The organism is Phaeobacter gallaeciensis (assembly GCF_001678945.1).
GTDB classification, from domain to species: Bacteria; Pseudomonadota; Alphaproteobacteria; order Rhodobacterales; family Rhodobacteraceae; genus Phycobacter; species Phycobacter gallaeciensis_A.
On the sequence record NZ_CP015124.1, the window covers coordinates 617,128 to 639,266 of the forward strand.

General features: G+C 61.1%; 19 protein-coding genes. 10 read left to right on the forward strand and 9 right to left on the reverse strand.

All coding sequences use genetic code 11. The annotated features are described in order from the left end of the window. Window positions 1-187 precede the first annotated feature (187 nt). Entirely contained in the window at window positions 188-610 is a 423-nt protein-coding gene (locus tag JL2886_RS02905; RefSeq protein WP_065270643.1) for a tellurite resistance TerB family protein, read from the forward strand. A 133-nt stretch (window positions 611-743) separates the two neighbouring features. On the opposite strand, the gene JL2886_RS02910 is transcribed toward JL2886_RS02905, so the two are convergent. Then, window positions 744-1,781: a calcium-binding protein gene (locus tag JL2886_RS02910; RefSeq protein ID WP_065270644.1), complete on the reverse strand. Its 1,038-nt coding sequence runs from the start codon at window positions 1,779-1,781 to the stop codon at window positions 744-746. A 388-nt stretch (window positions 1,782-2,169) separates the two neighbouring features. Between JL2886_RS02910 and JL2886_RS02915 the strand changes: the two genes are divergently transcribed. Beyond that, complete coding sequence (locus JL2886_RS02915) at window positions 2,170-3,645, forward strand: methyl-accepting chemotaxis protein (RefSeq protein WP_237028410.1); 1,476 nt, start codon at window positions 2,170-2,172, stop codon at window positions 3,643-3,645. A 108-nt stretch (window positions 3,646-3,753) separates the two neighbouring features. Here JL2886_RS02915 and prpE read toward each other — a convergent pair whose 3' ends face one another. Then, window positions 3,754-5,646 carry a propionate-CoA ligase PrpE gene (prpE, locus tag JL2886_RS02920; protein WP_065270646.1) on the reverse strand — a complete coding sequence of 631 codons (1,893 nt, stop codon included), beginning with the start codon at window positions 5,644-5,646 and terminating at the stop codon, window positions 3,754-3,756. A 394-nt stretch (window positions 5,647-6,040) separates the two neighbouring features. On the opposite strand from prpE, the gene JL2886_RS02925 reads away from it, so the two are divergent. Beyond that, window positions 6,041-7,477 (forward strand): amidase family protein, encoded by a 1,437-nt coding sequence (locus JL2886_RS02925; RefSeq protein ID WP_065270647.1) that lies wholly within the window; start codon window positions 6,041-6,043, stop codon window positions 7,475-7,477. An 82-nt stretch (window positions 7,478-7,559) separates the two neighbouring features. On the opposite strand, the gene JL2886_RS02930 is transcribed toward JL2886_RS02925, so the two are convergent. Continuing rightward, window positions 7,560-8,315 (reverse strand): NAD kinase, encoded by a 756-nt coding sequence (locus JL2886_RS02930; protein WP_065270648.1) that lies wholly within the window; start codon window positions 8,313-8,315, stop codon window positions 7,560-7,562. A 222-nt stretch (window positions 8,316-8,537) separates the two neighbouring features. Here JL2886_RS02930 and glyA point away from each other — a divergent pair, with 222 nt between their 5' ends. Both glyA and JL2886_RS02940 read left to right on the forward strand, forming a co-directional pair. Further along, window positions 8,538-9,833 carry a serine hydroxymethyltransferase gene (gene glyA, locus JL2886_RS02935; RefSeq protein WP_065270649.1) on the forward strand — a complete coding sequence of 432 codons (1,296 nt, stop codon included), beginning with the start codon at window positions 8,538-8,540 and terminating at the stop codon, window positions 9,831-9,833. Between the two features lie 179 nt (window positions 9,834-10,012). Beyond that, window positions 10,013-10,915 (forward strand): DUF817 domain-containing protein, encoded by a 903-nt coding sequence (locus JL2886_RS02940; protein WP_065270650.1) that lies wholly within the window; start codon window positions 10,013-10,015, stop codon window positions 10,913-10,915. Window positions 10,916-10,920: 5 nt separating this feature from the next. Here the strand turns inward: JL2886_RS02940 and JL2886_RS02945 are convergent, their stop codons facing one another. Then, the gene (locus JL2886_RS02945) at window positions 10,921-11,286 is read right to left on the reverse strand and encodes a hypothetical protein (protein ID WP_065270651.1); all 366 of its coding nucleotides are present in this window, start codon (window positions 11,284-11,286) and stop codon (window positions 10,921-10,923) included. Between the two features lie 115 nt (window positions 11,287-11,401). On the opposite strand from JL2886_RS02945, the gene JL2886_RS02950 reads away from it, so the two are divergent. After that, the gene (locus tag JL2886_RS02950; protein ID WP_065270652.1) at window positions 11,402-12,160 is read left to right on the forward strand and encodes an alpha/beta fold hydrolase; all 759 of its coding nucleotides are present in this window, start codon (window positions 11,402-11,404) and stop codon (window positions 12,158-12,160) included. Between the two features lie 57 nt (window positions 12,161-12,217). On the opposite strand, the gene JL2886_RS02955 is transcribed toward JL2886_RS02950, so the two are convergent. The 4 genes from JL2886_RS02955 to JL2886_RS02975 form a co-directional block, all read right to left on the reverse strand. Then, window positions 12,218-12,610, reverse strand: a complete 393-nt coding sequence (locus JL2886_RS02955) for a rhodanese-like domain-containing protein (protein WP_065270653.1) — start codon at window positions 12,608-12,610, stop codon at window positions 12,218-12,220. Between the two features lie 190 nt (window positions 12,611-12,800). After that, entirely contained in the window at window positions 12,801-14,474 is a 1,674-nt protein-coding gene (locus tag JL2886_RS02965) for a bifunctional protein tyrosine phosphatase family protein/NAD(P)/FAD-dependent oxidoreductase (protein WP_065270655.1), read from the reverse strand. Between the two features lie 197 nt (window positions 14,475-14,671). Beyond that, window positions 14,672-15,358: a Crp/Fnr family transcriptional regulator gene (locus tag JL2886_RS02970; protein ID WP_065270656.1), complete on the reverse strand. Its 687-nt coding sequence runs from the start codon at window positions 15,356-15,358 to the stop codon at window positions 14,672-14,674. Then, on the reverse strand, window positions 15,355-15,813 hold the full coding sequence (locus tag JL2886_RS02975; RefSeq protein WP_065273501.1) for an Rrf2 family transcriptional regulator: 459 nt from the start codon (window positions 15,811-15,813) through the stop codon (window positions 15,355-15,357). The genes JL2886_RS02970 and JL2886_RS02975 overlap by 4 nt, the downstream gene beginning before the upstream one ends. Before the next feature lie 248 nt (window positions 15,814-16,061). Between JL2886_RS02975 and JL2886_RS02980 the strand changes: the two genes are divergently transcribed. Beyond that, window positions 16,062-17,657 carry a class I SAM-dependent methyltransferase gene (locus tag JL2886_RS02980; RefSeq protein ID WP_065270657.1) on the forward strand — a complete coding sequence of 532 codons (1,596 nt, stop codon included), beginning with the start codon at window positions 16,062-16,064 and terminating at the stop codon, window positions 17,655-17,657. Between the two features lie 15 nt (window positions 17,658-17,672). Here JL2886_RS02980 and JL2886_RS02985 read toward each other — a convergent pair whose 3' ends face one another. Then, window positions 17,673-18,707 carry an AraC family transcriptional regulator gene (locus JL2886_RS02985; RefSeq protein WP_082995981.1) on the reverse strand — a complete coding sequence of 345 codons (1,035 nt, stop codon included), beginning with the start codon at window positions 18,705-18,707 and terminating at the stop codon, window positions 17,673-17,675. Between the two features lie 105 nt (window positions 18,708-18,812). Here JL2886_RS02985 and JL2886_RS02990 point away from each other — a divergent pair, with 105 nt between their 5' ends. From JL2886_RS02990 to JL2886_RS03000, 3 genes are all read left to right on the forward strand, one after another. Beyond that, a complete protein-coding gene (locus JL2886_RS02990; protein ID WP_065273503.1) occupies window positions 18,813-20,582 on the forward strand; it encodes an acyl-CoA dehydrogenase in 1,770 nt (589 codons plus the stop codon). Window positions 20,583-20,654: 72 nt separating this feature from the next. Beyond that, the gene (locus JL2886_RS02995) at window positions 20,655-21,461 is read left to right on the forward strand and encodes a crotonase/enoyl-CoA hydratase family protein (RefSeq protein WP_065270658.1); all 807 of its coding nucleotides are present in this window, start codon (window positions 20,655-20,657) and stop codon (window positions 21,459-21,461) included. A gap of 330 nt (window positions 21,462-21,791) precedes the next feature. Continuing rightward, complete coding sequence (locus JL2886_RS03000; RefSeq protein ID WP_133245338.1) at window positions 21,792-22,127, forward strand: hypothetical protein; 336 nt, start codon at window positions 21,792-21,794, stop codon at window positions 22,125-22,127. Window positions 22,128-22,139: the final 12 nt, after the last annotated feature.

The window sequence follows — 22,139 nt, forward strand, 5'->3', positions numbered from 1 at the left end:
GGTGCGGCATAAGTCAATAAACACTGGCGCCAAACCCCGTCGCCCCGCGCAACAAAACCTGCCGGATCCGCCTGTCGGCGGCAAAACACCGCCCCGGGGGGCCGACCTGCGGACCGGCATGGTTGCACCCGCAGAAAACCCCGCATATCGTCCGTGATGTACAGTGGTTTTACAAAAGGTTGCCCCCATGAGCGAGCAAGCCCCCCATCCGATGACGCCGCAGGATTGCCTCGTGGCGCTGATGGTGGCGATTTCGGCCTCGGACGAGAACATCCGCACCGCCGAGCTGGTCAAGATACAATCCGCAGTCAACATGTTGCCGGTCTTTGCCGACTATGACATCGACCGGATCAACACGATCTCGCAGACCGTTTTCGACCTATTCGAGCAGGAGGACGGGCTGGACGCCCTGTTCGGCCTGATCCGGGACAACCTGCCAGAACGCCTGTTCGAAACCGCCTATGCGCTGGCCTGTGACGTGGCTGCTGCCGATGGCACGCTGGCGGAATCCGAGCTGCGCCTTTTGGAAGAAATGCGGTATGAGCTGAACATCGACCGCTTGCACGCCGCCGCCATTGAACGCGGCGCCCGCGCGCGGCACATGGTTTAGGCACGGCCCCACTTAGGACCCACACACAAGAACCTGCCCGGAGCAGCTTTATGCTCGGGACGTTCGCAAGCAAATTCTGACGGATTCTGACGGGCGCAAGGCGCGATACTCCACGCCCTGCGCCCTTTGACCATCACAGCATGGTATAATCCGTCAGGCCGAAATCTTCGATATCGCCATAGGTTCCAAGCAGCAGGCTGTTGCGCCCCCATTCCAGCAGGAACCCGCGGTCAAAGTATTCCCCGGCCCAGGGGCCTGAGCTGAACTCATCCTCCATATTGATAAAGGTGACCGTGATCTCTTTGCCGGTGCGGATAATCAGGTCGGCACCGTTGTTGTCAGTATCGTGGATCCAGTCGTGACCGGATCTCTTACCAAAGACAAAGGTATCGCGCCCGACAGTGTCATACATCTTGTCGTTTCCGCGGCCGCCGTTGACACGGTCATTGCCAGCGCCAGCCTCGATGTAGTCATCGCCTCCACCGCCAAAGATCTTGTCGCGTCGCCCGTCCCAGTAGCCGACGTCGCCATAAATCTCATCATCCCCTCGGCCGCCTTTCAGGGTGTCTTTCCCCAACCCGCCGCGGATGAAGTCGTTGCCGTTCCCCCCGCTCACGAAATCACGCCCTTCACCGCTGAGGATGGTGTCGTCCCCGGCGCGGCCAAAGATTTTGTCGCGGCCATCCATGTTGAACTGGGTGCCGTAGCCAAAGAACATCTGATCTGGGTCAATGACATCCACCGAAGGCACGCCATTGTAAACCCAGCCATTTCCATAAAGCAGTTCCTCTACGGTGCCATCAAGGCCACCGTTGTCCTCGAACTCCATCGCCTCGGTCAGATCGGTAACATCGATCCGTAGGCCCCGCATGTTGAAGATCTTGGCGGTCCCACCATCATCGGTCAGTTGCTCCACCTTGATGTGGCGAATCTCCCCGCCGGTAACCTCATCGCCCTGATAGGTGAAACCGACGCCCTTGATCGTCATCCGCAGGTCGAGCGGAAAGCCCGCAAACCCCAACTGCCCCTCAACGACCAGGGCGCGGTCAGTTGATGTCTTGATGGGGAAATCATCATTCCCGACGATTCCGTTGAAAAGATTGAAGATGTTATGCGGTTGGGCAAACCCCATCTCGTCTGCGTTCTGTCCCCAAGAAACCTTCGCACGCATTATTTCCACCCCTTAATACTGTCACCAGATTGAACTCTACATCTAGCTACCGCTAACAGATCGATGGATTTGTTCCAAGTATTGCGCCTCGCCTCCATTTCGCCGACCGATGGCTCAAATAGAAAATCAGCGTCTCAAACCGGATAACGCGTTCAGACGGCTGAAAACTTAGGCAATCACCTTTGCCGACTGTTGCACGGCAGGCATACACAAAAGCAGCATAGCGAATTAACATCCGTAAAAAATTCGCAAAAGTTAATGGAGCCGCCCGCGGCTACTGCAACCATAAGGATTGCAAAACACTTCGGAAGATCCTGAAAAGATTGTTTATCCTTCCGCTTCACCGAAAATTTTGAAAAACATGCCCACACCTCAAATCGTTTATTGATTGCAACAATTCAACGTTTTGCACGTATCGACAGACCCTTTTTCCTGCCGATTACTAAGGCAAGAGCTATTATGTGAGGACGATTTGATGTTGAAAATTATCAAGCCCCGAACTCGGCGGGAAAGAAAGTTCGAAGAACAGCAGGCGGTTCTGGACGTCATCGACAGGACACAGGCCGTTATCGAGTTTGCGACAGACGGCACAATCCTAAAAGCAAACAAGAATTTCCTCGAAACCCTGGGCTATGAACTCAGCGAGATCGAAGGGCATCATCATTCGATGTTCGTCAAGGCCGAAGACGCGCAATCGGCGGATTATGCGACCTTCTGGTCGGGATTGGCATCGGGGGAATATTATTCGGACCGCTTCGAACGAGTTTCGAAATCCGGCGAACCTGTCTGGATACAGGCAACCTATGCGCCCGTATTCGACTCTGAAGGCAAGGTGCGCAAAGTCATCAAGATTGCCACCGACGTGTCCGATGCCAGCGCCCGCCAGGAAGCCATGGATGGCATCCTTACCGGGCTTGAGGCCATCAGCCAGGGCGATCTGCGGCACCGGGTCGAGGTATCAGACATCAAAGAGCTGAGCACCCTTGGCGCCACCTTCAATGCGGCCATCGAAAAACTGGAGCAAGTGGTTCTATCGGTCAAACAGGTTGCATCGACAGTCTCCGCAGCCGCCGACGGGATCGAAGGCTCTTCAGGGGAACTGTCGTCACGCACGGAATCGCAGGCGGCGACATTGGAAGAAACCGCCGCCGCAGTGGAAGAGCTGTCATCAGCGGTGAATTCCTCGGCCAATCTGGCGCAGGATGTCAAAGGCATCGCAGATACGGCGCAGCGGACTGCTAAGGACAGCAATAAAGTCATGGACCGGGCCGTCGACGCGATGGAGGCGATCAAGCAATCCTCCGAGGAAATCGGAAGCATCGTCTCCCTCATTGACGACATTTCGTTTCAGACCAACCTTCTGGCTTTGAATGCCGCCGTCGAGGCCGCCCGTGCCGGAGAGGCAGGCAGGGGGTTTTCGGTGGTTGCGGCCGAGGTTCGAACCCTGGCCCAGCGCTCGGGCAGCGCTGCAGGGGAAATCAAAAAGCTGATCGAACGCAGCTCTTCGCAGGTGCATTCGGGTGTGGATGTCGTGGCACAGGTCGGCCAGGAACTTCAGACCATCATTGGGGGCGCATCGGACATCTCCGAACGCATCGGCCATATCGCCAGTGGCGCCAAGGAACAGGCAGCCGCCTTGCAAGAGATCAACGTTGGCATCGGTCAGCTCGATCAGGTCACGCAGCGCAATGCCGCAATGGTGGAAGAAACCAGCGCCGTCAGTCTGGACCTGTCGCACAACGCCCGGCTGCTGCAGCAGCGTGTCGCTACTTTCAAGGTCGGCGGTGACGCGGGGCAAGGCACCGTCCGGGCCGTCCAAGCCACCCCGGAAACGCCCCTACAAACACACCGTCCGGCGGCCTGAGACGGGGGTTTCAAAACCCTCCGCGAGCACTGGCTTTCTTAGACCCCCAACGAACAAACCGCGCCGCAGCAATGCGGCACGGTTTGGTATTCTAGCCTTCAGAGAGGTTCAGCCCTTGGCGTAGCCGATGCTTTGCAGGGCGTCCTTTATCTCATCCAGGATGGCCGGATCGTCGATGGTTGCGGGCATCTTGTAGGGAGTGCCGTCTGCGATATTGACCATGGTGCCACGCAGGATCTTGCCAGACCGCGTCTTGGGCAGGCGGTCCACCACCACAGCAAGTTTGAATGCCGCAACCGGGCCGATCTTTTCGCGTACCAACTTCACGACCTCAGAGACGATCTCTTCGCCCGGGCGGTTGGTGCCCGCGTTCAGGCAAAGAAAGCCAACCGGCATCTGCCCCTTCAACTGATCACTAACGCCGATCACCGCGCATTCGGCAACATCGGGGTGCGAGGCCAGAACCTCCTCCATGCCGCCGGTGGACAGGCGATGGCCGGCAACGTTGATCACATCGTCAGTGCGCGCCATGATATAAAGGTAACCATCCTCATCCTTCATGCCTGCATCGCCGGTTTCATAGTAGCCTGGGAAGGTGGTGAGATAGCTTTTCTTGAAACGTTCCTCGGCATTCCAGAGGTTTGGCAGGGTGCCCGGCGGCAAGGGCAGCTTCACCGCGATGGCGCCAAGTTCACCTGCAGGCATCGGATTGCCGCCCTCATCCAGGATATCCACCTCATAGCCCGGCATCGGCACGGCGGGCGAGCCAAGCTTGGTCGGCAGTTCCTCGATCCCCAGCGGGTTCGCAGCGATGGACCAGCCGGTTTCAGTCTGCCACCAGTGGTCGACCACCGGCACCTTCAGCTGGTCCTGCGCCCAGGTGATGGTGTCGGGGTCAGCACGTTCGCCCGCGAGATACACCTGTTTCAAGCAGGACAGATCGTATTTACCAACGAATTCGCCCTTGGGGTCTTCGCGCTTCACGGCGCGGAACGCCGTAGGAGCGGTAAAGAAGCTCTTGACGTTATGCTCGGAAATCACCCGCCAGAAAGTACCCGCATCGGGGGTGCCCACAGGTTTACCTTCGAACACGATTGTGGTGTTGCCATGGATCAGTGGCCCATAGCAGATGTAGCTGTGCCCGACGACCCAGCCCACATCAGAGGCCGCCCAGAACACGTCGCCCGGATCTACGTTATAGATGTTCTTCATAGACCAGTTCAGCGCCACCAGCTGCCCGCCGGTGTGGCGGATCACGCCCTTGGGTTGCCCCGTAGTCCCGGAGGTATAGAGGATATACGCCGGGTGGTTGCCCTCGACCGGCACGCAATCGACCGGTTCGACCCCGTATTGGAAGCCGTGCCAGTTGACATCACGCCCTTCGACCAGCTCGGCAACCTCTTGTTCACGCTGGAAGACCACGCAGAAGTCGGGCTTGTGCGTGGCCAGATCAATGGCCCCATCCAAGAGCGGCTTGTAGTGGACCACCCGGCCCGGCTCCAACCCGCAGGAGGCAGCGATGATCGCCTTGGGAGTGGCATCGTCGATGCGCACCGCCAGTTCGTTTGCCGCAAAACCGCCAAAGACCACCGAATGCACCGCGCCGATACGGGCGCAGGCCAGCATCGCCTCAAGCGCCTCGGGGATCATCGGCATGTAGATGATGACGCGGTCACCCTTTTCAACACCCTTAGCCCGCAGCGCGCCGGCCAACGTGGCGACGCGGTTGCGCAGCTCGACGAATGAAATCTCGCGCTTGGTATGGGTGATCGGGCTGTCATAGATGATCGCCGTCTGCTCACCCCGTCCGTTTTCCACGTGGCGGTCAACGGCGTTGTAGCAGGTGTTGACCATGCCGTCGGCGAACCATTCATACAGCCCGCCGCCAAGATCGCTCAGCGCCCGGCTCGGAGCCTGGTCCCAGTCGATCGCTTTCGCGGCCTCCATCCAGAACCCCTCAGGATCCGATTTCCAGCTGGCATATACGTCTTGATACGACATGGCGTCCTCCTCGCTCCTCGATGCAAAAGAGTTATGCCCAAGCGATGCGCCCGAGCAAGCCGCCGAAGGAACGTGGCGTCACAGTGTAGCAGAAATTTGCAATTTCGGCCTGTTACGCCCTGCAAATATATGCAAACGCGGCGGAGCCTTACGTATTACGGCGCGATTTCTGAAAAACTGCAAAGTTGCAAAGCCGATTTGGCTAAGGCCTGCCGCTACGCCTTCGAATCAATGCGCAGCACTCCACGCGTCAGGACGCCCATCTTGCGTTCCGCGCGACATCCGCACAGCCCTGCCCGTTCCCGCAGCAAGTCGCAAAATGATCCCTGGTTTTGCCGCATATCCCCTTGCAACCCGACGCGCGGCGTCTAACCTGCCGGCAGGAGAATTACATATGACACAAAGCGATATCTGGCGTCTCAGCGCCACCGAATTGACCACCCAGACCCGTGCCGGGGACATTTCCGTCGAGGCTGCGGTTCAGTCCTCGATCGACCGCATGCAGGAAGCAAATCCCGCGCTCAATGCGGTGGTCGAAGACCTGAGCGCCGAGGCACTGGAACGCGCCCGGACCCTCGACAAGGCACGCGCTGCAGGCGCTGCGCCCGGCCCGCTGCACGGGGTGCCAGTCACCATCAAGATCAACGTCGACCAGGCGGGTCATGCAACCTCGAACGGGGTCACCGCGCTAAAGGATCTCATCGCCCCGGCGGATGCCCCGGTAGTCGAGAACTTGCACAAGGCCGGTGCCGTGGTGATCGGGCGCACAAATACACCGGAGTTTTCCTTCCGCGCCGATACCGACAACCCGCTGCACGGGCGCACCTACAATCCCTGGGGGCGGCATATTTCGCCGGGTGGCTCTTCTGGCGGTGCCGGGTCTGCGGTGATGGCCGGGATCGGCGCGCTGGGGCATGGCAATGACATCGGCGGCTCGCTGCGCTTTCCGGCTGCGGCCAACGGCGCCGTCACGGTAAAACCGGGCCTTGGCCGTGTGCCCGCCTGGAACCCCAGCCAAAAGGCAGAGCGCGGCATGCTGGCGCAATCCATGTCGGTGCAGGGTCTGATCACCCGCTCAGCCGAGGATCTGCATCTGGCAATGCCAACGATGATCGCCGCCGATGCGCGCGATCCCTTCCACGTGCCCCTACCCTGGCGCGGGGAGGAACCCGAAGGACCGATCAAGGTCGCCTTTACCCGCAATACCCATGGCTATGATCTGCACCCCGAGGTCGAGGCGGCGCTGCTGACCGCCCGCGATGCGCTGAACGATGCCGGTTACGTGGTGGAAGAGGTCGAGCCGCCCAATGTGTTCGAGGCAGGCCGCAATGGCTATCGCGCCCTGATGGGCGAGGTCTACGCGATGATGAAAAAGGACGTGGATGCCGCCGGATCGCAAACCGTGCGCGACATCTTCGAGGTCTACTTCCAGGAGTTCCCGCCTTTCATGGGCGATGAGCTGCTACAGATGATGGCCAAGCGCAGCCATTACGCGCGGGAATGGTCCCTGTTCCAGCAGGACTATCCGCTGGTGCTGACCCCCTTCCTGCCGCAACCCTTTTTCAAACCGGATCGCGACACCGAAGGCGCGGAAGGCGTGCACGAGGTGCTGGGCTGCGCGGTCTATTCCTATGCGATGAACTTCATGGGGCTGCCCGCAGGCTGCGTTCCCTCCCGGCTGGCGCAGCTGGAGCAAGGCCCGCAGCCGATCAACGTCCAGATCGTATCGCCGCGCTGGCGCGAAGACATGGCGGTCGATGCCTGCGCCGCGATCGAGGCTCGCGTTGGCCGTATGCATCTGCCGCTGTGGGAGATGATGGATCAGGGCTGACACAGCCTGCCCCAACCTTGAACACCTTATAAAAGGGGCGCTGCAAACCGCAGCGCCCCTTTTCACATCTTAGTCTTCCGGATCAGGTGAACTGCTCCGAGATCAGCCGCTCTTCCAGCCCGTGGCCGGGATCAAACAGGATTTTGTGCCGGATGCTCGTATCGGTACGGATTTCCACCCAATCAATATTCTTGAAAGAAATCGAATCCGCCTCGGCCATCACCGGGCGTTTGTCGGCTTCCAGCACGTCAAAGCGCACATTGGCGGTGCTGGGCAGCAGCGCCCCGCGCCAGCGCCGCGGGCGGAAGGCTGCCACGGCGGTGAGGGCCAGCACATCGGCCCCGATCGGCAGAATGGGACCATGGGCCGAATAATTGTAGGCGGTGGAGCCAGCAGGGGTGGAAACCAGCGCCCCGTCGCAGACCAGTTCGGCCAGCCGCTGGCGCCCGTCGACCGAGATCTTCAGCCGCGCCGCCTGTGGTCCAGCGCGGAGCAGCGACACCTCGTTGATGGCAAGCGCGTGGTGGATCTTTCCGTCCCGGTCCATTGCCGTCATCGATAGCGGGTTGATGATTTCCTGTTCCGCCTCCCGCAGCCGCTCGATCAGGGCCTCTTCGTGGTATTCGTTCATCAGGAAGCCGACGGTGCCGCGGTTCATGCCGTAGACCGGCGCGGGCAAATCGACGGTTTCGTGCATGGTGCGCAGCATGAAGCCGTCTCCGCCCAAAGCCACGATCACTTCCGCCTCGTGCGGCGGGACATTTCCATAGCGGTCGACCAAAGCCTTGAGCGCGGTTTGCGCCACCTTGGCGGAGCTGGCCAGAAAGGCGATTCTCATGAAGCTATTCTCATTGGGGCCACCCTGAGGTCACGACTGGGGGCGCAGGGCGCGGAAATCTGTTTCCGGTGGTGCGCATTCGGTTCCGAAACAAGCACAGCTGCCCCACAAAGACCAGAGTGGCCGTTCTGCCGCAGGTAATAGTCGCTTTACGGGCTTTTAGATCGGCCGTGTTTCCGATAGGAAATCGCGCAATCCCACCTCCAACCCGACGGAGCCAGCATGACCGAGACCACCCGTGACCCCGGTTTTTTCACCCAGTCCCTCGCCGATCGCGATCCCGAACTGTATTCTTCGATCACTGACGAGCTGGGCCGCCAGCGCGACGAGATCGAGCTGATCGCATCGGAGAACATCGTTTCTGCCGCAGTGATGGAAGCACAGGGATCCGTGCTGACCAACAAATACGCCGAAGGCTACCCGGGGCGCCGCTACTACGGTGGCTGCCAGTATGTCGACGTGGCGGAAAACCTGGCGATCGAACGCGCCAAGGAACTGTTCGGCTGCGGCTTTGCCAATGTCCAACCGAACTCGGGCAGCCAAGCCAACCAGGGCGTCTTCCAGGCGCTGATCAAACCCGGCGACACCATCCTTGGTATGGATCTCGCCTCGGGCGGTCACCTGACCCACGGCGCCGCGCCCAACCAGTCGGGCAAATGGTTCAACGCCGTGCACTATGGCGTGCGCCGCGACGACAACCTGATCGACTATGATCAGCTCGAAGCCATGGCACTGGAGCACCAGCCCAAGCTGATCATCGCCGGCGGCTCCGCGATCCCGCGGGTCATCGACTTTGCCCGCTTCCGCGCAATCGCAGATAAGGTTGGTGCCTATCTGCACGTGGATATGGCCCACTTCGCCGGTCTCGTGGCCGCAGGTGAGCATCCCTCGCCTTTCCCGCACGCGCATGTGGTGACCACCACCACCCACAAGACCCTGCGCGGTCCGCGCGGCGGCATGATCCTGACCAACGATGCCGATATCGCCAAGAAGGTGAACTCTGCCATCTTCCCCGGTATCCAGGGCGGCCCGCTGATGCACGTGATCGCAGCCAAGGCTGTTGCGTTCGGAGAGGCCCTGCGTCCCGAGTTCAAAAGCTACCAGAAGCAAGTGCGCGCCAATGCGGTGGCCCTTGCAGATCAGCTGATCAAGGGCGGCCTGGACATCGTCACCGGCGGCACCGACACCCATGTGATGCTGGTCGACCTGCGCCCCAAGGGCGTGACCGGCAATATCGTGGACAAGGCCCTCGGCCGTGCGCATATCACCACCAACAAGAACGGCATCCCGTTTGACCCGGAAAAGCCCACCGTGACCTCGGGCATCCGCCTTGGCACCCCGGCGGGCACCACCCGCGGCTTTGGTGAGGAAGAGTTCCGCCACATCGCCGACCTGATCGTAGAAGTGGTCGACGGTCTGGCCGCCAACGGTGAAGACGGCAACGAGGCCGTGGAAGAGGCCGTACGCGGCAAGGTCGCGGCCCTCTGCGCCCGCTTCCCGCTCTACCCGAACCTCTGATCCCAGAACGGTTCTTTATGCTTCCAGTGCCCGGCGCGATGACATCGCCCGGGCATTTTTCTTGCCGAATGTCAGTTTATCGGGCAATGGATATTCCCAAGGAGGAGTACGGCGCCTGACAGGACCGTCTCCGCCCTGCACAGTTTGGTAACCATTTATTTTGTTTGAGATCTTGTAACATGGCGAATTTTCCCGCCGGTCCCAACCGCACCCGCCGCCTTGAACGCCGACTTGGCGATGCCATGCGGGCCCGCCTGCCCTTTGCCGTGGCAGAATTTGTTATGTTCGGCCTCAAGCAAGCCTGGGCCGCCATATTCGGAGCCTTGCTCCTGTTCGGCATTCTCTTCAGCAATCACATCTGGCAGCCGAACTGGGTGCTCGCGCGCTATGACGCGCTGCTGATGTACGCGCTGGCCTTGCAGGCGTTGCTTTTGTGGACCGGGATGGAAAGCTGGCGCGAAGTTCGCGTGATCCTGCTGTTTCACCTGACCGGCACCGCAATGGAGATCTTCAAGGTCCATATGGGCAGTTGGAGCTATCCGGGCGACGGTCTGTTCAAGATATATCAGGTACCGGTTTTTTCCGGTTTCATGTATGCCTCGGTGGGCTCCTATATGGCGCGGGTTATCCGGCTGTTCGATATGCGCTTTGCCCCCTATCCGCCCTACTGGATGCCCCTTCTGCTTGCGGCGGCGATCTATGGAAATTTCTTTGCCCATCACTTCCTGCCGGACATGCGCGTCATGCTTTTTGCGGCAACGGTGATCATTTTCCTGCGCACCCGTATCTGGTTTACCATCGGGCATAACCGCTATTGGATGCCCCTCCCGCTTGCGGCCTTTCTATCCAGCTTTTTCCTGTGGCTGGCTGAAAACATCGGCACCGGCACGCGCACCTGGCTTTATCATGGGCAGGCTCCGACAGATTGGGTGAGCCTTGCCAAGATGGGGTCTTGGTATCTGCTGCTGTACGTAAGCTTTGCCACGGTTACCCTGGTCTTCCGCGAGGCGCTGAGCGATAAGGCGCTGCACGCCTCGCGTCCCCGTGTCAAAGCCCCCACCGGCGCAGCAAAGGCGCCCTAGCTGCGCTAGACGAACCCGCGCCAGCGCAACACGAGGATCAACAGCGCCACGACGGCCAGCAGGGAAAACGCCATGCTGCCCAGCATCTGCAACAGCCGGTCCTTGCGCCGCTCCGCCAGATTGATGCTGCGCAGATGAGCCGTAACCTCGCGGCTGGCTCCATGCAACGCCGCCTGATCCAGCGTCAGGCTCAGCTTCGGATGCTCCAGCAGCGGCAGGGCTTCGGCCAGTCTCATTCCCTGTCGGTAGATCCGTCGCGGCAACTGGCGGCGCGCCTTGCGTAGGGCCAAAGGCAGATCACCCGAGGCCTGCGTACGCTCGGCCAGCAGGCTGCGGATTTCTTCGATTTCCTCAAGGACGGTCTGTGACATCGTTCTGGGCTCCGGTCCGGCGGCGTCCTGCCTGCCAAGGCGCAACCTACCGCGTTCACATAGCTGGCTCAATGGGGCTGGCGCCGCTGCGCCATCGCGTTTATCACCTGCCCCCATGCTGAACACGATCCTGCACGGTACCCCGACTGACCGCCCGCCTCTTCTGATCGCCCACGGGCTTTATGGCTCGGCCCGCAACTGGGGCGTCATTGCCAAACGCCTGTCCGACGAGCGCCAGGTGATCGCAGTGGATATGCGCAACCATGGCAACAGCCCCTGGAGCGACAGCCACAGCTATCCCGATATGGCCGAGGATCTGGCCGAGGTGATCGCGGCCCACGGCGGACAGATGGATGTGATCGGCCACTCCATGGGCGGCAAGGCCTCGATGATGCTGGCGCTGCTGCACCCGCAGGCGGTGCGGCGCCTGCTGGTCGCCGACATTGCCCCGGTCAGCTATACCCACAGTCAGATCCAGTTCATCGAAGCCATGCGGCAGGTGGATCTGGAACAGGTGACGCGTCGCTCGGATGCCCATGCACAGCTAGCTAAACTGGGTGTGGAACCAGCTTTGCAGAGCTTTTTCACGCAATCGCTTGATATTCAGGAAAAACGCTGGCTGCTGAACCTTGATGCGCTGGCCAATCATATGCCCGACATCATGTCCTTTCCGCAGGTTGAGGCCAGCTGGGACGGGCTTGCGCTGTTTCTGTCCGGCGCCAATTCGGACTATGTGCTGCCGGAGCACAGGCCGCAGATCCGGGCCAAGTTCCCCAACGCACGGTTCGCCAAGATTCCCGATGCCGGGCACTGGCTGCATGCAGAAAACCCGCGCGCCTTTGAACATACGGCGCGGGCCTTTTTCAACGCCTGAACAGGCTGTGTCATGATCCGGGCCACCCTGATCCTGGGACGGCCCGGATGATCGCGATTACATGCCCTTGTCTACCGGCTCTTCGATCGAGGCACCCGCTGCTGCCCAATCGGACAGGCCGCCGGTGTTGTAAACGGTTTCATAGCCCATATCCTTGAGCAACTTGCCCGCAAGGGCCGCCCGGCCACCGCTGGCACAATGCAGCAGGATCGGACGATCCATCTTCAGGGTGTCGTCGTGGAACGGGCTGGCAGGATCGGCGCGGAATTCCAGCATGCCGCGGGGGATATGGTGCGAACCCCGCACCCGGCCATTGGCCGACAGTTCCGGCGCATCACGGATATCCAGCAGCAAGGCGCCTTGCTCCAGCAGTTTCTGCGCCTCTTCCACCGGCAGGCGCTCCACGGCGGCGTTGGCGTCTTGCATCATCTGTTGCAGAGTCAGGGGCATGGCAGTTTCCTTTTCTTGATCAGCAGGTTCAGCCGCCCATCCATCATCGGCGGCTCCTCTCGCAGCACGCTACGCGCGAAGCCATCCGGGCGGCAACCCCGCACAGGCCGCGCCTCAACCAGCCGTGATCGCCGCCCTGCCGAAAGTGTGCCCACGCCAACCAGAACAAGGTTGCCGTGGGCCGGTTTCCTCAGCGCGCGCTGATCTTTTCCGGTTTCGCCATCCATTCGCGCCCCTTCAGCATGGCCTTCCAGTAGATCGGCGGCAGGATCTTCTCCTTCAGCAGCCAGGCTGTGCGCGAAGGCTTGGTGCCGTCCAGCAGGAACTTCGGGAAACTCGGCAGCATGGCGCCGCCATAGCCGAACTCGGCCAAGACGATCTTGCCACGCTCAACCGTCAGCGGACAGGAGCCATAGCCGTTGTATTGCGCAACCGGCGCCTTGCCTTCGATATCCGCCGCCAGGTTTTCCGCCACGATGGGCGCCTGAATTCGTGCCGCGGCAGCGGTTTTGGCATTTGGCGCGTTCATCACATCGCCCAGCGACCAGATATTGTCATAGCTCGTGTGGCGCAGGGTGGACTGATCCACATCGACCCAGCCTGCGGCATCGGCTAGCGGCGACACCCGGATGAAATCCGGCGCCGTCTGCGGCGGGCAGACATGCATCATGTCAAACTCCATCTCGACCCGCTCGACTGGCGTGTCCGGCTTGGCCACATCAAACCAGGCCTTGCGTGCCTCGCCATCGACCGCCACCAGATTGTGGAAGAAGTTCAGATGAGCGCCGTATTTCTTCACATAGCCTTCGAGCGCGGGCACATAGTCCTTGACCCCGAACAGCACGCCACCGGCATTGTTGAAATGAATGTCGATATCCTTCAGCACCCCGTTTCGCAGCCAGGCATCGCCCGACAGGTACATTGCCTTTTGCGGCGCCCCGGCGCATTTGATCGGCATCGGCGGCTGGGTGAAGATCGCCCGCCCCTTTTTCAGCCCCCGCACCAGCTCCCAGGTGTAGGGCGCCAGATCGTAGCGGTAGTTTGAGGTGACGCCGTTTTTGCCCAGCGTTTCAACCAGTCCTTCGACCTTGTGCCAATCCAGTTTCAGCCCCGGACAGACGACCAGCCGGTCGTATTTCACCACCCGGCAGCCATCCAGAACGACGGCATCGTCCTTGGGCTCAAAGGCCGCGACCGCCGCCTTGATCCAATGCACGTCCTTGGGGATAAGCGATCCCATGGTCCGCACCGTGTCTTGCGCGTCAAAGATGCCGCCACCGACCATGGTCCAGCCCGGTTGATAATAATGGATATCCGCCGGATCGATGATCGCGATGTCAAGATCCGGTTTGCGGGATTTCAGGCTGGAGGCCACCGAGATCCCGGCCGCGCCGCCGCCGACGATGACCACGTCGAACCGCGCATCCGCCCGGTCGGTCGGCGTTTTGCCGCCATTGGCAATCCGGCGCACAACCCCGCCCATGTCATAGCCAGCCGCATTGGTCGTGGCGAGGATATCCGCAACGCTGAGCCGGTCCGCCTGCGACAGCGACCACAAGGTTGCCGATCGGGTGCCCGAGCGGCAATAGGCCAGCACCGGCCCCGGCAACTCCGTCAGGGCCGCACCGAACCCGGCGGCGTCCGCATCGCTGACCTTGCCCGACACGATCGGCAGGTAGCGCGCCTCAAGCCCCAGCTTTTCAGCCGCAGCCTGAATTTCGTCAAAGGTGGGCTGATCCGCCCCCTCCCCGTCCGGCCGGTTGCAGATGATCGCCCGATACCCCGCATCGCGGATCGCGGGCAGGTCCGCGATGGTGATCTGCGGGCTAACCGACAGGCCGCTCGTCAATGTCTTGAAGTCCATGGTGTCTCCTCACGTCTGGTGGCGCGCGACCAGCAAAACCAGCCCGTACAGCTCCCGATAGTCAGATCACCGGACCTGACATCGGCAAACACTGCAGCCCCCTCTCACAAAACTACATTCATTTTATAAGTTTTGACGCTACACCCGTCGGTGACTTAGTCACCAAAGCCGCAGATGCCGGACATCACCCCGGGGCATCACGCCTTTGCGGCGTCTTCCGCCAGGCTCAGCAGAGCCTCGCGATCCTGAATATGGACGCTTCCCCGCGCCTGCCGAATCCATCCGCGGCGCTGGAATTCCTGCAATTGCCGCGACACCACCTCGCGGGCGGTGCCCAGTTCGACGGCGAGCCGCTGGTGCGTGGTCTCGATCCGGTCATCGCCTTTGGAAATCTCCAGCAGCCGCTGCGCCAGCCGCACGTCCATCCGCTGGAAGGCGATTTCATCGATCACCAGAAACAGATCGGTAATCCGCCGCGAAAAGGCGGTGAAGACAAAATTCCGGAACGAGGGTGACTGCGCCACCAGATCGTCAAAAACCAGACGTGGCACGGCGGCGGCCCGCACCTCGGTTTCCGCGATACCTTCGGCGGAATATTCCGCATAGCCCATCAGGCAGGCGGTGGTGAGAACGCAGCTTTCGCCGCCGCCCACACGGTAGAGGACGATCTCACGGCCACTGTCCGACAAATGCTGAACCCGGACGGTGCCTTCCAGCAGGAACAGCATATGCTCGGCCGTTTTGCCCGGCCCAAACAGAACAGTCCCCGCAGGCACATCGATCAGGGTGCTGCGCTGTAGCAGCACCTGTCTGGCCGGGGTTTCCAGCTGCGACAGGCCGGGGAACAGATCGACCCAATCCCGGCTTTCGCTCTCCGCGGTCACGTTGCGCTCTCCGGTCGGGGGTCCAGCGGCGCGATCCGGGCCAATAGGTCGCCCCTGTTCGAAGCGATATCTGCGATGGTCACTTCTTCCAGCACCGCCATGAAGGCCCGGGTAGCCTCCTGAATCTTTCGGGAGAGTTTGCAAACCCCCATCAGCGGGCAGGTATTCTTGTCGGGGTTGAAACACTCCACCACTTCCATCGGCCCCTCGGTCAGGCGCACCACATCCGCGACCACGATTTCGTGAGCAGGCCGCCCCAGACGAAAACCGCCGCCGCGCCCGCGCTGGGTCTGCAGGTAGCCCGCCTTGCCCAGTTCATGCACGATTTTCACCACGTGGGGGCGCGACAGCCCATGGATCTGCACCATGTCCTCGACCCGCACCAATGCGGGCGCCTTCAGCGCTGCCAACTGCAGGGAACGCAAGGCATAATTGGTATATCTGGTCAGTTTCATGATTGTCTCCCCGGCGCCGCAGGGTACGCAGCAGGGCCAGTATAGAACCGCAGTCACGGCAGCGAAAGTGCAGCCGCGGCGCACGTGTTCTCCCAATATCACCACGCGGCCAAACCGGCGCATCCGGCCTGAATAGCGAGGCCGGAAAATGCTGAGTGACATTAACTCTATTCTTACAAGTTTTATGAAATTTGTGAGCCAGCACGTCACGCTGCATTCGAACAAACCTCGGACCAACAAGGCGCAATATGAACGACTGGACTTCCGGCTATGTGGCCGATCTTGATTACACACATGACTTTTTTCGCGAACTGGCGCCGTCCCACCTCGCCTTCTGCGCCGTCTCTCAAGGGAAGAAACACGGGCTGAACCGATCCAAGCTGACATATTGCGAACTGGGCTGCGGCCAGGGCGTTTCGGCAAATCTGCTGGCAGCGGCCAACCCGCATATCGAATTCCACGCGATGGATTTCAACCCGGCTCATATGGTTGGCGCCCGGGCACTGGCCGAAGAGGCACAGCTGGACAACATGCATTTCCACGAACAGTCGTTCGAAGACTTCGCCAATGCGCCGGGCCTGCCCGAAACCTTTGACGTGATCGCGCTGCACGGGGTCTATAGCTGGGTGTCCAAAGAAAACCAGCAGCATATCCTCGACTTCCTGTCGAAGCGGCTGAAATCCGGCGGCATGGTCTACATCAGCTACAACACGCAGCCCGGTTGGGCGGCGGCCGTGCCCCTGCGCCGCATCCTGGTGGACCGCACGGCACAAGGCAGTGGTCCCCTAGCCGAGCGGATCAGCGATGCGATCCAGCACCTGGAACAACTGGATCAGGCCGGAGCGGGGTATATTTCCTCTAACCCGTCGCTGTCCGCATGGATTGAAAAGATCAAGAACATGTCGCCCAACTATCTGGCGCATGAGTATCTCAACAGGGACTGGACCCCGTTCCATTTCGCCGATGTGGCCAGCGACATGTCCCAGGCCAAACTGTCCTTCATGGCCTCGACCGATCCGATGGATCATCTGGACGACGTGTCATTTTCCGCCGAGCAGCTGGCCCTTCTGAACGCGGAAACCGATCCGGTGCGCCGTCAGGGCCTGCGGGATCTTTTGCTGAACGAGCAATTCCGCACCGACCTGTTTATCAGGGGGGAACTGCCCCACACGGCACGCGGCGCCATCGGCGCCTGGTTTGAAACCACGCTGGCGCTGTCGCGCCGCTATGGCGGTGGGCGACTGACCTTCAAGGGGCGTCAGGGAGACCTGCCGCTGCAACCAGAGCAATACGCGCCGGTGCTGACGGCGCTGCAGGACGGTCCGCAAACCGTGCGCAACCTGCTGGATCAGGGCGCTTTCGGGCAGAACACATGGGAGGCAATCACCCGTATCCTGACCGTTCTGATCGGCGCAGGCCACATCACTCCCTGCTTGCCGCAGGAAGGTCTGGAAGAGCGCGCTGCGCATTGCCGCGCCTTCAATACCGCCGTGTGCAAACGCGCTGAAGACAGCGAAACCCTGCGCTTTCTGGCTTCACCCGTGACCGGCGGCGGCATAGAAATGGACCGGTTTGAACAGCTGTTCCTGCTGGCCCACAGCGAAGGGCTGGAAACACCGAATGAATGGGCCGAGCTTGCCTGGCAGATCCTCGCGCCGCAAGGCTATCGCCTGCATGCCGATGGCCGCATTCTGGAAACACCCGAGGAAAACCTTGCGGTTCTGCGGGTACGGGCCAACACGTTTGCAGCCCAGCGCCTGCCGCTCTGCGAAAGCCTCGGCCTCACGCTTGAGCCACCAATGCCGAACCCAGAGGCCCAGCCCCACTCGCAGGCTGTCGCCTGACGGGGCCAGCGGCTCCTACACATCCGACCTCCGGTAGCTGCCGGGGGTCGTACCCGTCCAGCGTTTGAAAGCGCGGTGGAAATTCGCGGCAGAGGCAAAGCCCACGTCCTGCGACACCGCCTCGATGCTCTTTGCCCCAAGTGACAAATCGCGGATGGCAATATCGCGCCGCAAACCGTCCTTGATCTCCTGAAACGAAGTGTTTTCGGCATCAAGACGCCGGATCAGCGTGCGGGGCGTCAGGTTCAGCACACGCGCCGCATCTTCCAGATTGCAACTCAGCCGCTCTGATTGCAGCAGCAGCTCACGCACGCGCAACATCACCGCATGCTCCCGGAAGCTGGTAAAGATCCAGTCCCGCGGCGCCCGGATCAAAAACTCCTGCATCTCTGCCTCGCTGCGCGACACTGGCAGCCGGTCCAGCGTTCCGTCGAAGGTCAGCGAGGAACTCACCTCACCAAACCTGACCGGCGCGGGAAACAGGATAGGGTAATCCTCCGCAAACTCAGGCTTTTGGAAGGCAAAGCTGACCTCCCGCAGCGGCAATTCTCGCCCTGCCACCCATGAGGCAATCCCATGGGCAAGCTTCAGCAATAGCATATGCCCGAACCTGTTCTGGCCGCCATCGCCCTGCGGCTCCAGAACAATCTGCAGCCTGTCCTCCCCGGTCTCAAGCCGCACGCGGCAATCATCCAGGACCAAGTTCCAGAACGAGCTAAAGCGAAACAAGGCCGCCGAAAGCGACGACGCCCCGAGCACCGAGGTACAGAGCAGTTTCAGCGCCCCGGACCGGACCGGGCGGCTCCACAACCCCATCATTTCATCGCCGGTTTCACTGGCCACCAACTGGTAAAGCCGCACGATCTGGTCATGGGTGACACGCCCCAACGGCTGCGCCGCATCATCCAATCCGATCTGATCAAGGAATCCCGCAAGCTGGCCCGGCGCGCAATGCACCCGCAAGGTCGACAGCCAATCTTCGAGAAAGGCCCGCGATACCGTCGGCAGGATCAGTGCGCCCTGCGCATGTTCCGGGGGGAGCGGCGACATGGTAATTGTCACTTTTAGCAAGTTTCGCGTCCACAGGGGATATAGACCACACTCAGACCAATGTCTATCTGGCGGGAATGGCAACCGCTAAAGAAAGGCCGCCCCATGACATTTGATGCCCCGGTCAAAGACATGATTTTCAATATCCAGCATCTTGCGGGATGGTCAGAGGTGACCAGCCTGCCTGCCTATGACGGGCTGGAACTCGAGGATGCGGCGGCTGCCCTCACCGAACTTGCTCGGTTCACGGTCGAAGAGATTGCCCCGCTCAACGCACCCGGCGACCAGTCCGGCGCACGTCTTGAAAATGGCCGGGTGATCCTGCCCGATGGCTTTACCGAGGCCTATGGCAAGTTCGTCGAAATGGGCTGGCAAAGCCTGCCCCATCCGGAGGATTTCGGCGGTCAGGGCCTCCCCCGCGCCGTCGGCGCCGCCGCTACGGAAATGCTGAACGCCGCCAACATGAGCTTTGCCCTTTGCCCCCTGCTGACCGATGGCGCGGTCGAGGCGCTGCTGACAGCCGGGTCAGAGGAAACCAAGGCGATCTATCTTGAAAATCTGGTGTCCGGCAAATGGACCGGCACCATGAACCTGACCGAACCGCAGGCCGGCAGCGATCTGGCTCTGTTGCGCAGCCGCGCCGAACGGCAGGACGACGGCAGCTATGCGATCACCGGCACCAAGATCTTTATCACCTATGGTGAGCATGACATGGCCGAAAACACCATTCATCTGGTGCTGGCCCGCACGCCGGATGCCCCCGCAGGCGTCAAAGGCATCAGCCTGTTTCTGGTGCCGAAATATATGGTCAGTTCCGACGGCACCCCAGGCACGCGCAACGCCGTGAACTGTGCCAGCATCGAACACAAGCTGGGCATCACCGCCAGCCCAACCGCAGTCCTGAACTTCGAAGGCGCCACCGGCTTTTTGATCGGCGAAGAAAACTCCGGGCTACGCTACATGTTCGAGATGATGAACTCCGCCCGCTATGCCGTTGGTCTGCAAGGGGTTGCCATTGCCGAACGCGCCTATCAGCAGGCTGTCAGCTTCGCCCGAGAACGCATTCAATCAAGCCCGGTCGATGGCTCCAGCCGCGAGGCGGTGGCAATCATCAACCACCCCGACGTCCGCCGGATGCTGATGCGCATGCGCGCAGTGACCGAAGGCGGCCGAGCGATGGCGGCCTTTACCGCAGGCTGGCAGGATCTGGCCAAACATTCCGCAAGCAGCGATGACCGCGCTGCCGCCACCGCAATCTCGGAGTTCCTGACACCGCTGGTCAAAGGCTTCTGCACCGAAATGGGTGTTGTGGTCGCCTCGACCGGGGTGCAGGTGCACGGCGGCATGGGCTTTATCGAGGAAACCGGCGCGGCCCAGCACTACCGCGACGCGCGCATCCTGCCGATCTATGAAGGCACCACCGCGATCCAGGCCAATGATCTGGTGGGCCGCAAGACACTGCGCGATGGCGGCGAAACCGCGCTGCGGCTGGCCGGGATGATCGCGCAGACCGAGACGGATCTGGCGCAAGGCTCTGCCGAGGCGAAATCGGTCGGCGCGCGGCTGTCCGATGCGCGGCAAGCCTTTGAGTCTGTGGTTCGCCACATGGCCGCAACCGGCAAGGAAGACCCCAAGGCGGCCTTTGGCGCCGGAGTGCCCTATCTGATGCTGGCGGGCAACCTGGTGGCAGGCTGGCAGCTGGCGCGCTCCCTGATGGCTGCCGAAACCGCATTGCAGGCAGGCGAGGACCCGGCCTTCATGCAGGCCAAGATCGCCACGGCGCGTTTCTACGCCGATCACATCCTGATCGATGTCGGTGCGCAAGCCGACCGGATCCTCAAGGGCTCGGACAGCCTGCTGGCCGCGGTGCTCTGACCTCCCCCAATCCCTGGCAGGTGGCCCTAGGGGCCGCCGCCCTTTTCCCACATTTTCCGAAAGGACATCCCCATGACCGTCGAAATCGACATCTCCCGTTTCACCAACCTGGCCATTGACGCGCAGGAGGATGGCGTCTGGGTGGTGACACTGAACCGGCCGACCAAACGCAACGCACTGGATATCGACACCATCGAAGAACTGGTTGAGTTCTTCTCACTGGCGCCGCGTGCCGGGGTCAGGGCAGTGGTGCTGGCCGGGGCTGGTGATCACTTCTGCGCTGGTCTCGACCTCATTGAGCACCACGACGAAGACCGCAGCCCGGCCGATTTCATGCACGTCTGCCTGCGCTGGCACGAAGCCTTCAACAAGATGGAGTACGGCGGCGTTCCGATCATCGCAGCCCTGCAGGGCGCGGTTGTCGGCGGCGGGCTGGAGCTGGCCAGCTCGGCCCATATCCGGGTCATGGACCAGACCACCTATTTCGCCCTACCCGAAGGCCAGCGCGGCCTGTTCACCGGCGGCGGCGCCACCATTCGCGTGACAGATTTGGTCGGCAAATCCCGCATGATCGACATGATGCTGACCGGCCGAGTCTACAAAGGCCAGGAAGCCAGCGATCTGGGTCTCGCGCAATATATCGTCGAAGGCTCCAGCCTGGACAAGGCAATGGAACTGGCCCGCCGCGCTGCCGAAAACCTGCCCCTGTCCAACTTTGCCATCTGCTCGGCCGTCAGCCACATGCAGAACATGTCGGCACTGGATGCGGCCTATGCCGAGGCCGTGGTGGCCGGCGTGGTGAACACCCAGCCCGACGCCCGCGCGCGCCTGGCGGCCTTTGCCGACAAAAGCGCCGCCCGCGTGCGCCCCGACAGCTGATCTCAGCCGTCCTTTGGAACTCATGGCCCGGGCGGCCCCGCCCGGACTACATGCCTCCCCGACCGCGCGTGCCGACGAGCGACGAATGCGCGCAGCTCGACAGAGAGCACATCGCAGCAGCTGGTGTCTCACAAGTTGAAATCCCCCCGCTACGACAGACCAACTGTCTGTTCCGACGTTAAAATTCGGTACCACTTGCCCCAATCCGTCCACGGACCCCCGGTTTCTGTAGGACATCCGGGACTATTTGCTCTAAATTGATCATCATAAATGCCTTGAACTTCACCTCGCCACCGGGTCCAAAGCCGTTGCTGGTTGGGAGAAGACAAGATGACCGCGATCGAAGGGTTTTACAGGGCCGAATTCATGACACCAGAGCACCACGGGTTCGGTGTTCTGGCCATCGCGAATGGAACCGCCCGCGGGGGCGACTCGATCATGTCCTATGTTGGCAGTTGCGACTGCTCCGGCGGTGATGTGACCCTTGACCTGGAGGTCTGCCGCCATTCGCATCTGGGACAAATGCAGCCGATTTTCAAAACGGACTGTTGCACCCTGTGCATCACGGGCAAGCAGATCGACGGCGGCCGGATCGCTGGCACCGGACACAGCCCCGAAGCCCCTGACATTCCGTTCAAATTGATCCTGACCAAGCTGCGCGATTGATAAGGCGACGCA

Coding starts and splice junctions, on each gene's coding strand:
- JL2886_RS02905 (WP_065270643.1), top strand. CDS start 188: ATGAGCGAGCAAGCCCCCCATCCGATGACGCCGCAGGATTGCCTCGTG.
- JL2886_RS02910 (WP_065270644.1), bottom strand. CDS start 1,781: ATGCGTGCGAAGGTTTCTTGGGGACAGAACGCAGACGAGATGGGGTTT.
- prpE (WP_065270646.1), bottom strand. CDS start 5,646: ATGTCGTATCAAGACGTATATGCCAGCTGGAAATCGGATCCTGAGGGG.
- JL2886_RS02925 (WP_065270647.1), top strand. CDS start 6,041: ATGACACAAAGCGATATCTGGCGTCTCAGCGCCACCGAATTGACCACC.
- JL2886_RS02930 (WP_065270648.1), bottom strand. CDS start 8,315: ATGAGAATCGCCTTTCTGGCCAGCTCCGCCAAGGTGGCGCAAACCGCG.
- glyA (WP_065270649.1), top strand. CDS start 8,538: ATGACCGAGACCACCCGTGACCCCGGTTTTTTCACCCAGTCCCTCGCC.
- JL2886_RS02940 (WP_065270650.1), top strand. CDS start 10,013: ATGGCGAATTTTCCCGCCGGTCCCAACCGCACCCGCCGCCTTGAACGC.
- JL2886_RS02945 (WP_065270651.1), bottom strand. CDS start 11,286: ATGTCACAGACCGTCCTTGAGGAAATCGAAGAAATCCGCAGCCTGCTG.
- JL2886_RS02950 (WP_065270652.1), top strand. CDS start 11,402: ATGCTGAACACGATCCTGCACGGTACCCCGACTGACCGCCCGCCTCTT.
- JL2886_RS02955 (WP_065270653.1), bottom strand. CDS start 12,610: ATGCCCCTGACTCTGCAACAGATGATGCAAGACGCCAACGCCGCCGTG.
- JL2886_RS02965 (WP_065270655.1), bottom strand. CDS start 14,474: ATGGACTTCAAGACATTGACGAGCGGCCTGTCGGTTAGCCCGCAGATC.
- JL2886_RS02975 (WP_065273501.1), bottom strand. CDS start 15,813: ATGAAACTGACCAGATATACCAATTATGCCTTGCGTTCCCTGCAGTTG.
- JL2886_RS02980 (WP_065270657.1), top strand. CDS start 16,062: ATGAACGACTGGACTTCCGGCTATGTGGCCGATCTTGATTACACACAT.
- JL2886_RS02985 (WP_082995981.1), bottom strand. CDS start 18,707: ATGTCGCCGCTCCCCCCGGAACATGCGCAGGGCGCACTGATCCTGCCG.
- JL2886_RS02990 (WP_065273503.1), top strand. CDS start 18,813: ATGACATTTGATGCCCCGGTCAAAGACATGATTTTCAATATCCAGCAT.
- JL2886_RS02995 (WP_065270658.1), top strand. CDS start 20,655: ATGACCGTCGAAATCGACATCTCCCGTTTCACCAACCTGGCCATTGAC.
- JL2886_RS03000 (WP_133245338.1), top strand. CDS start 21,792: ATGACCGCGATCGAAGGGTTTTACAGGGCCGAATTCATGACACCAGAG.